A 9223-nucleotide genomic window follows, 5' to 3' on the forward strand; every position below is an offset into this window, starting at 1 on the left:
TTCCCGGCCATGTTCGCGAACACCGCCTCGAACGCGACGGCGAGCCGTCGGGGGTCATGATGTGGCTCGCCGGGGTAGGCGACCGGTACGAGGTACAGACGAGCCCCCAGGTCGGCGGCGGCACGGGCGAGTACGCCCGGCTCACCGACCGCGTCGCGGTCAGCGATCACGACGTCGAACAGCAGCCCCGGCGCGTGCGTTTCGATGACCCGCAGATGCGCTTCGGGCGGATAGCCGGCGGTCTCACCGGGTTGCGGCGCCAGGTTCAGGACCATGACGCGGCGAGCCGGTGAACGGAGAAGGCAGCCGGTCATCTCGGGCACCAGCAGGTGAGGCAGCACGCTGGTGTAGAGCGAACCCGGGCCGAACACCACCCATTCGGCCCGCTCGACGGCTTCGAGCGCAGGCCGGCACGCCGCGGGCGTCACGGGCTCGAGCCGGAGGCTGCGGACCCGGCCGGACGTGGTGGCCACCGCAGCCTGGCCGCGGACCTCGACGACGGCCGCCGGCTGACGGGGGTCGAGACCGGCCACCTCCGCAACGATGTCGATGCCCGTGTCCGACAGCGGCAGCACCCGCCCGGCGGCTCCCAGCAGCCGGGCAGCAAGATCGAGGGCGTCCACCGCAGAGCTCTGGCGCTCGGCGAGCGCGCTGAGCACCAGATTGCCGACGGCATGACCGGCCAGCGGCCCTCCTCCGCCGAACCGGTGCTGGAACAGCTCCGCCCAGGTGGTCGACCAGCTGTCGGTACCGGCGAGCGCGGCCAGCGCCATCCGCAGATCACCCATGGGCAGCGCTCCCAGCTCCGTGCGGAGCCGACCCGACGATCCACCGTCGTCACCTACAGTCACAACCGCGGTGAGGTGGCGGGTGATGCGCCGCAGCGCCCGCAACGAGGCTGCCAGGCCGTGGCCACCGCCGAAGGCCACCACCGCGGGACCGGTACCTGTCACTCCCGCCCCAGATCACGGTGAACGACCCGGACGCCGACGCCGTCGCCGGCGAGCCGGGAGGCGAGCTGCTCGGCCATGGCTACACTGCGATGTTTACCGCCGGTGCATCCGATCGCGAGCGTCAGATACCGCTTGCCCTCACGCACATACCCCTCCCCCACCAGTCGCAGCAACACCGCGTACTGGTTGATGAACTCCATCGCCCCGGGCTGGGCGAGGACGTAGTCACGAACATCTGGATCACGGCCCGTGAACGGTCGTAGCGCCTCCACCCAGTGCGGGTTCGGCAGGAACCGGCAGTCGGCAACCAGGTCCGCGTCCAGCGGCAGGCCGTACTTGTAGCCGAAGGAGACCACCGTCGCGTTCAACCGGTTTCCACCCGGTTGACCGAAGGCGGCGTCGATCTTGGCCCGCAACTCGTGGACGTTGAGATCGGTGGTATCGAGCACCAGGTCCGACTCGCCGCGCAGCTCCGCGAGCAAGGCGCGTTCACGGCTGATTCCGTCGACCACCCTGCCCTCGCCCTGCAGTGGATGCGGCCGCCGGACGTGGTCGAACCTGCGGACCAGCGTCTCGTCCGCCGCTTCCAGGAAGAGCACGCGTGGCTGCATGCCGCGGGCGTTGAGCGTGTCCAGCGTCGCGCGCAGATCGGAGAAGAACGCCCGGCCGCGGACGTCGACGACCACCGCGATGCGGTTGACCGCCCCCTGCGACCGCAGTCCGAGTTCGGTCATGGTGGCCAGCAACGCCGGTGGCAGGTTGTCGACGACGAACCAGCCGAGATCCTCCAGGCACTTGGCCGCGGTACTGCGGCCCGCTCCGGACAGTCCGGTGATGATGGCGAGGTCAAGCGGCGCGGCGGTGGTCATGTGGGAACACCCCAGGTTGATGTGGCGTCGGAACCGGCTTGCCCGGCGGCGGCCCCGGTGGCGGAACCCGATGGCCCCGATCCGCGCTCGGACACCGCGGGTGGCGACACCGGCGCGGTTTCGTCAGCCGCAAGAATCTCCCCCGTGGACGGGTCGACCGCGGGCGGGGTGGCGCCTGCCGCTCCCGGGCCGGTCGCCGCGAGCGCGTCCACCACGGCCTGGGCCGTCCGCCGGCCGATGCCCGGGACCTCGGCTATCTGCTCAACCGTCGCCCGCCGTATCCGGGCAACGGAGCCGAACGTCGCCAGCAGCGTCTTTCGACGTGTCTCGCCGAGCCCCGGCACGTCGTCGAGAAGCGAGCGGACCATCGCTTTGGAGCGCTTCTGGCGGTGGTAGGCGATCGCGAACCGGTGTGCCTCGTCCCGGATCCGCTGCAGCAGGTACAGCGCCTCACTGGTCCGGGGCAGAATCACCGGATCATCCTCACCGGGTAGCCATACCTCTTCCAGCCGCTTGGCAAGGCCGCACAGGGCGATGCCGCCGGGGCCGCGCTCGATACCGAGTGCGTCCAGGGCCCGGCGGGCTGCGGCGACCTGTGGCGGGCCGCCGTCGACGACAACCAGGTTGGGCGGGTAGGCGAAGCGCCGGGGACGGCCCGTGACCGGGTCCATTCGACCCGTAACCGGGTCCACCGGGTCGGCCGGGTCCACCGACTCGCCGGACTCGCCGGATGCCGGCAGCCCGGCGATGTCACCGGTACGTGCCCGCTCGGCAAGATACCGAGTGAACCGTCGGCTGATCGTCTCGTGCATACTCGCGACGTCGTCCTGCCCGTCGACCCCGCGGATGGCGAACCGCCGGTACTCCGACTTGCGGGGCAGGCCGTCCTCGAAGACGACCATGCTCGCGACGACGTTGCTGCCCGCCAGGTTGGAGATGTCGAACGACTCGATCCGAAGCGGTGGCTCGTCCAGGCCGAGGGCGTCCTGGATGTCTGACAGCGCCCGGCTGCGCGCGGACAGATCACCGGCCCGTTTCGTCCGGTGCAGGGTGAAGGCCTGCGTGGCGTTACGCTCGACGGTCTCCATCAGGGTCCGCTTGTCCCCGCGGCGAGGAACCCGCAGGTCGACCCGGCTGCCGCGGGCGATGCTGAGCAGCTCGGTGACGACGTCGGGGTCCGGGGGAAGCTCCGGGACGAGCACCTCCCGCGGAATCTCGTTGGCACCACTGCGCGAGGCGGGCGTGCCGGGTGACCCGGGCCCGGGCGACGCGGGCGTGCCGGTACCGGTACGGGCACCGGTGTCGGGACCCGCGTCCGCCAGGTACTCCTGGGTGAGGAACTGCTCGACCAGCTCCCCCGTGGTCCGCTCCTCGATCTTGTCGACGACCCAGCCGCGTTGGCCGCGGACCCGGCCGTCGCGCACGTAGAAGACCTGGACGGCGGCTTCGAGCTCGTCCTGCGCAAAGGCGATGACGTCGGCGTCGGTGCCGTCGGGCAACACCACCGCCTGCTTTTCCATGGCCCGGCGCAGGGCGCCGACGTCGTCGCGCAGCCGCGCCGCGCTTTCGTAGCGCTGGTCCGACGCGGCCTGGGCCATCTCGCGCTCGAGGGTGCGGATGTACCGGCCGGTCTGCCCGGCCATGAAGTCGCAGAAATCCTCGACGATGCGCCGATGTTCGGCCGCGTCGACGCGGCCCACGCACGGTGCCGAGCACCGGTCGATGTAGCCGAGCAGGCAGGGGCGACCGATCTGGCGCGCACGTTTGAACACCCCTGCGCTGCACGTTCGGGCCGGGAAGACGCGCAGCAGGAGGTCGAGGGTCTCCCGGATGGCCCACGCATGGGCGTACGGGCCGAAGTAGCGGACGCCGGCGCGCTTGGGACCGCGCATGACCTGCAGGCGGGGGAACTCCTCGTGCAGGGTCACCGCGAGGCTCGGGTAGCTCTTGTCGTCCCGGTAACGGACGTTGAAGCGAGGATCGAACTCCTTGATCCACGTGTACTCGAGCTGGAGCGCTTCGACCTCCGTCAAGACCACGGTCCAGTCGACCGACGCCGCGGTCGTCACCATGTGCTGGGTACGGGGGTGGAGGTTGTGTATATCGGTGAAGTAGTTCGACAACCTGGCGCGAAGGTTCTTCGCCTTGCCCACGTACACGACGCGGCCGTGCTCGTCGGAGAACCGGTACACGCCCGGAGTCTCGGGAACTGATCCCGGCGCGGGACGGTAGGACGCCGGATCAGCCATGAACCGAGCCTACGGCGCGCCGGATTGCCACAGAACAACGCCTCCACGTAGCCATTTCACCACGCTGAGCGCTTGGGCTTGTGGGGTGGTCATGACCTGGGGTGGAGCAAAGCCCCGCGGCGACCGTGGCTGGGCATATCTCACAGCTGGCGGGACACCCGTCATGGCGTAGCGCGGCGGGCGATGTCAGGGTCCATGCTCGAAGACCATGAGCGGTGTGCGAAGCATGATTCGTCAGGTGCTCGCCGGCCGATGGCCACGATGGCCAGAACAACCGGCTGGGCAGGCGTTGATCCCGCGACAGCTGTGGGCCCTCACCCCCGGGGAAGGTGCCCTGTGGTTGGCGTCGACCTTGTCCAGACTGGTCCCGAACAAGTCTCTTCACGCGCTCCGGGTGGCATCTTGCCTGACCGGCTGTCACCCTCGATACCGCGGTGCACAGCGTCGCACGACGAAGGAGGCACGACGGATGCAGGTGGATGATGTGACCACCGAGTTGGTCGTCGATGACGCACCTTCCCGCGGGCGGCTGACCGTGCTGCAGGTGAACTGGCGACGGGCCGACCCGCTTGCTGTGACGTTTGAACTCATCTCCCGACCGGATCATCCCGCCTTGCCGCGGGGCAGCTGGGTGGTGCTGCGGGACGCACTTCGCGCCGGTTTGGACATCCCCACGGGTGGCGGCGACGTGCGGATCACTCCGGAACCCGACCGCGGCTGTGTGCGGCTCGACCTCACGGCCGGTGACGTACATTCCGTCGTCCGGCTGGACATGGATGCCGCGCGGGCGTTCCTCGACGCGACAGAACAGGTGGTTCCTCGGGGTTCGGAACGCTCGGCCGAAGAGCTCGACGCCGTTCTGGCTGATCTCCTCCGTACCTAGGAGACTGCAGACGATGACATGACGGACGAGGCGACCGTGGACGGAGCAAAGCCGACCCTCGGCCCGAGGATCTCCCGGAGAAACAGGCCGGTGTGACTGGCCTCGACCGCGGCGACCACCTCGGGTGATCCTTCGGCAACGACCCGTCCACCACCGGTACCGCCCTCCGGGCCCATGTCGATGACCCAGTCCGCCGTCTTGATGACGTCCAGGTTGTGCTCGATGACGATGACCGTGTTGCCGGCGTCCACGAGGCGTCCGAGAACGCCCAGCAGTTTGCGGATGTCCTCGAAGTGCAGCCCGGTCGTGGGTTCGTCCAGCACGTAGGCGGTGCGCCCGGTGGAGCGCCGCTGGAGTTCGGCGGCGAGTTTGACCCGCTGCGCCTCCCCACCGGACAGGGTCGGCGCGGGCTGGCCAAGCCGGACGTAGCCCAGCCCGACGTCGTTGAGGGTGCGCAGGTGCCGGGCGATCGCCGGGACGGCTGAGAAGAACTCCGCGGCCTCCTCGATCGGCATGTCGAGGACCTCGGCGATGCTCCGGTTCTTGAAATGGACCTCCAGGGTCTCCCGGTTGTACCGGGCACCGTGGCAGATCTCGCACGGTACGTACACGTCCGGTAGAAAGTTCATTTCGATCTTGATCGTGCCGTCTCCGGCGCAGGCCTCGCACCGGCCGCCCTTGACGTTGAAGGAGAACCGCCCGGGAAGATAGCCCCGGACCTTCGCCTCGGTGGTCTCGGCGAACAGGCGTCGGACGTGGTCGAAGACGCCGGTGTAGGTGGCGGGGTTCGACCGCGGGGTGCGACCGATCGCCGACTGGTCGACCCTGACCGCCTTGTCGAGGTGTTCCAGGCCCGTCACGGTGCGGTGTCGGCCCGGCACCTCCCGGGCGCCGTTGAGCTTGTTCGCCAGCACCGCGGCCAGGATGTCGTTGACGAGAGTGGACTTTCCCGAGCCGGAGACGCCCGTGACGGCCACGAAGCAGCCCAGCGGGAAGGAGACCGTCACGTCGCGCAGGTTGTGCTCACGGGCGGCGTGGACGGTCAGCGCGCGGCCCTTGGTCGGCTGCCGCCGAATGTCGGGCACCGGGATCTCGCGGCGACGCGACAGGTAGGCCCCCGTGATCGAGGACTCGTCGGTGAGCAGCGCCTCCACCGGGCCGGACACGACGACCCTGCCGCCGTGTTCGCCGGCCCCCGGCCCGATGTCCACTACCCAGTCGGCGGCGCGGATCGTGTCCTCGTCGTGCTCGACGACGATCAGGGTGTTACCGAGGTCGCGCAGCCGGACGAGCGTCTGGATGAGGCGTCGGTTGTCCCGCTGGTGCAGCCCGATCGAGGGCTCGTCGAGGACGTAGAGGACGCCGACCAGCCCCGATCCGATCTGGGTGGCGAGTCTGATCCGCTGCGCCTCCCCGCCGGCCAGCGTGCCGGCGGCACGGTCCAGGGACAGGTAGTCGAGCCCGACGTCGAGCAGGAAGGCGAGCCGCGCGTCGATCTCCTTGAGGACGCGGCCTGCGATCGTCCGCTCCCGTTCGGTGAGATCGAGCGTGCGCAGGAACTCTGCGCATTCCCCGATGGCCATACCGGCTATCTCGGCGATCGAACGACCGCCCAGGGTCACCGCCAGCGACTCGGGTTTGAGCCGGGCGCCGCGGCAGGTCGGGCAGGCGATGTCGCGCATGTAGCCCTCGTAGCGCTCACGGCTGGTCTCCGACTCCGCCTCCCGGTGCCGGCGGCCCAGGAACGCCACGACCCCCTCGAAGGCCGTGAAGTACTCTCGGGACCGGCCGTAGCGGTTGGTGTAGGCAACCTGGACCTCGGTCTCCCCCCGGCCGTACAGGACGGCCTTGCGGGCGCGTTCGGGCAGACCCTCCCAGGGGATGTCCATCCGGAAACCGAGATCTTTGGCGAGGGCCTCCAGCAACCGGGTGAAGTATTCCTTGTTGTGGCCGGCTGACCATGGCGCGACCGCTCCGTCGTTCAGCGACAGGGTCGGGTCGGGGACGACGAGTTCAGGGTCGACCTCCTTGCGCGTGCCCAGGCCGGAACAGTCCGGGCAGGCGCCGTACGGGGAGTTGAAGGAGAACGACCGCGGCTCGAGCTCCTCGAACGACAGGTCGTCATACAGACAGGCGAGGTGCTCGGAGTACATCCGCTCACGGTCGGGATCGCCCGCGTCGCGGTCGACGAAGTCGAGCAGCACCAGGCCGCTGCCGAGGCCGAGTGCCGTCTCGACGGAGTCGGTCAGCCGCTGCTTCGCCGACGCCTTCACCGCCAGCCGGTCGACCACGACCTCGATCGTGTGTTTGCGTTGTTTCTCCAGCTTGGGCACGTCGGTGAGGGCGACCACGTCACCGTCGACGCGCGCCCGGGCGAACCCCTTGGACTGCAGGTCCGCGAAGAGGTCGACATATTCGCCCTTGCGGCCCCGCACGACCGGGGCGAGCACCTGGAACCGGGTGCCCTCGGGCAGCTCCAGCAGGCGGTCGACGATCTGCTGCGGGGTCTGGCGGGAGATCGGCCGGCCGCACTTCGGGCAGTGTGGCCGGCCCGCCCGCGCGAACATCAGGCGCAGGTAGTCGTACACCTCAGTGATCGTCCCGACCGTCGACCGGGGGTTTCGCGAGGTCGATTTCTGGTCGATGGAGACCGCCGGTGACAGGCCCTCGATGAAGTCGACGTCGGGCTTGTCCATCTGGCCGAGGAACTGGCGGGCGTAGGCCGACAGCGACTCGACATACCGCCGCTGCCCCTCCGCGAAGATCGTGTCGAAGGCGAGGCTGGACTTCCCCGAGCCAGACAGGCCGGTGAAGACGATCAGGGCGTTCCGCGGCAGGTCGAGGTCGACATTGCACAGGTTGTGCTCTCGCGCGCCGCGAACGACGAGACGGTCGGCCATCGTGGGATCCTTCGCGGTCTGCTCGGGGTGAGGGGGCATGCCGCGGTCGGGACCGGGATGTCCGCAGCGCCTGCCATGTTACGGACGGGGTCCGACAGTTCCGGGAGGGCTCCGGGACGACCCCCGCCCGTGCGCCGCCTCGCCCTCCCGATTCGGACAGTCACGGCACGTCGGTCGGATGCATGACAACCGCACTTCTGGGCTGCGCCGGTACCACCAGCGTTGGCAGCCCGAGCAGCAGCTGCTCGCCGAGTTTCAGCCCATCCAGCAGCCTCGGGACGCTGACTGCGCAGCAGAAGGGAAAGGGTTACGGGATCCAGTGGGGTGTTTACCCGCCGCACGGTTCGGTCAACGCGCGGGACGTCGTCTCCGGCGGAGTGTTCCGACTCGAGGGTACGGTCACCAATGCAAAGGGCGACCACGCGATATTCTACCTGGCATGCAGAACGGCATGACGTCGGCAACGTTCGAGGCGGCCTGGGTAGGTCGATGGTCACCGGCCGGCTTCGATGCTGCCCGCGCGGCGGTCCAACGACGCCTTCAGGCGGATTTCGAACTGCCTGTTTTTCCCGATATCCGACTGCTTGTCGACCCGTCGTTTGCGCCGCCGGGGCGAGGCCACGCCGACTCCACAGCAATGATTGAGGCCCAGGCCCTCGTCGTCTCGGCAGGTGGGCACCGCTTCCTCGCGCATCTCGAGGACGGCGTGGAGGCGGCGTGCGCGCACGGCGCGGACACTCTTGTCGACGATGTGATGGACCTGCTGGGCCGGCCATGGCCGGAGCTGATCCTCCCTGGAGGCGACCGCGGGGTCCTGTCAGCGGCACTCGACCCTACCGGGATTGCCTGTTGGTATCTCAACGGTCAGGCGATTTGCCCCATAGGGCATCTACGCGAGGTATTCGACCGATATAAGGTGCCATGGTCCTGAAGTCCGATCACCGGTATCGATCACCTGCAAAGAAGGGGATCATGAGACACAGGATCAAAGGTGACGGCTACAGCGGCGCGGTCGTGGTAGGCGGGCCGGCGGACGTCCGGGAGCTGCCCGGACTGACCATTACCAAGGTCGCGGTAGGCCCGATGGACAACAACGCCTACCTGCTGCGATGCGCCGCAACCGGCGAGCAGCTCCTGATCGACGCCGCGAACGAGGCCGGGACGCTGCTGGGTCTCATCGGCGAGGCTGGGCTCGCGACCGTGGTCACGAGCCACCGTCACGGTGACCATGTGCAGGCCCTGGAGGCGGTGGTCGCGGCCACCGGGGCGAGGACGGTGGCGCATCCGGACGACGCGGACGCCATCCCGGTGCCGACGACGACCCTGGTCTGCGACGGCGACCAGGTGACGGTCGGTGACGCGACGCTGC

General features: G+C 69.1%; 8 protein-coding genes. 4 read left to right on the forward strand and 4 right to left on the reverse strand.

Features of this window, described 5'->3' with window-relative positions; translation table 11 throughout:
• The 3 genes from U9980_RS02490 to uvrC form a co-directional block, all read right to left on the reverse strand.
• A partial coding sequence (locus U9980_RS02490) for a uridine diphosphate-N-acetylglucosamine-binding protein YvcK (protein WP_322766493.1) occupies positions 1–953 on the reverse strand: 953 nt, incomplete at its 3' end.
• Positions 950–1822: an RNase adapter RapZ gene (rapZ, locus tag U9980_RS02495; RefSeq protein WP_322766494.1), complete on the reverse strand. Its 873-nt coding sequence runs from the start codon at positions 1820–1822 to the stop codon at positions 950–952. The genes rapZ and U9980_RS02490, both read right to left, overlap by 4 nt.
• Positions 1819–4071: an excinuclease ABC subunit UvrC gene (gene uvrC / locus U9980_RS02500; RefSeq protein ID WP_322766495.1), complete on the reverse strand. Its 2253-nt coding sequence runs from the start codon at positions 4069–4071 to the stop codon at positions 1819–1821. The genes rapZ and uvrC overlap by 4 nt, the downstream gene beginning before the upstream one ends.
• A 469-nt stretch (positions 4072–4540) precedes the next feature.
• Here uvrC and U9980_RS02505 point away from each other — a divergent pair, with 469 nt between their 5' ends.
• Positions 4541–4954: an SsgA family sporulation/cell division regulator gene (locus U9980_RS02505; RefSeq protein WP_322749480.1), complete on the forward strand. Its 414-nt coding sequence runs from the start codon at positions 4541–4543 to the stop codon at positions 4952–4954.
• Here U9980_RS02505 and uvrA read toward each other — a convergent pair.
• The gene (gene uvrA / locus U9980_RS02510; protein ID WP_322766496.1) at positions 4951–7854 is read right to left on the reverse strand and encodes an excinuclease ABC subunit UvrA; all 2904 of its coding nucleotides are present in this window, start codon (positions 7852–7854) and stop codon (positions 4951–4953) included. The two genes, U9980_RS02505 and uvrA, sit on opposite strands and share 4 nt — an antisense overlap.
• A gap of 182 nt (positions 7855–8036) precedes the next feature.
• On the opposite strand from uvrA, the gene U9980_RS02515 reads away from it, so the two are divergent.
• The 3 genes from U9980_RS02515 to U9980_RS02525 all read left to right on the forward strand — a co-directional run.
• On the forward strand, positions 8037–8309 hold the full coding sequence (locus U9980_RS02515) for a hypothetical protein (RefSeq protein ID WP_322766497.1): 273 nt from the start codon (positions 8037–8039) through the stop codon (positions 8307–8309).
• Positions 8306–8785: a hypothetical protein gene (locus U9980_RS02520; RefSeq protein ID WP_322766498.1), complete on the forward strand. Its 480-nt coding sequence runs from the start codon at positions 8306–8308 to the stop codon at positions 8783–8785. Before U9980_RS02515 ends, U9980_RS02520 begins: the two co-directional genes overlap by 4 nt.
• 41 nt (positions 8786–8826) lie before the next feature.
• The coding region (locus U9980_RS02525; RefSeq protein ID WP_322766499.1) for an MBL fold metallo-hydrolase at positions 8827–9223 on the forward strand (397 nt) is incomplete at its 3' end.

This window comes from Protofrankia sp. Cr1 (genome assembly GCF_963555865.1).
Classification (GTDB): Bacteria; Actinomycetota; Actinomycetes; order Frankiales; family Frankiaceae; genus Protofrankia.

What these genes read in the sequence shown, in the direction of transcription:
- rapZ (WP_322766494.1), bottom strand. Translation starts at nt 1,822, where the DNA reads ATGACCACCGCCGCGCCGCTTGACCTCGCCATCATCACCGGACTGTCC.
- uvrC (WP_322766495.1), bottom strand. Translation starts at nt 4,071, where the DNA reads ATGGCTGATCCGGCGTCCTACCGTCCCGCGCCGGGATCAGTTCCCGAG.
- U9980_RS02505 (WP_322749480.1), top strand. Translation starts at nt 4,541, where the DNA reads ATGCAGGTGGATGATGTGACCACCGAGTTGGTCGTCGATGACGCACCT.
- uvrA (WP_322766496.1), bottom strand. Translation starts at nt 7,854, where the DNA reads ATGGCCGACCGTCTCGTCGTTCGCGGCGCGCGAGAGCACAACCTGTGC.
- U9980_RS02515 (WP_322766497.1), top strand. Translation starts at nt 8,037, where the DNA reads ATGACAACCGCACTTCTGGGCTGCGCCGGTACCACCAGCGTTGGCAGC.
- U9980_RS02520 (WP_322766498.1), top strand. Translation starts at nt 8,306, where the DNA reads ATGACGTCGGCAACGTTCGAGGCGGCCTGGGTAGGTCGATGGTCACCG.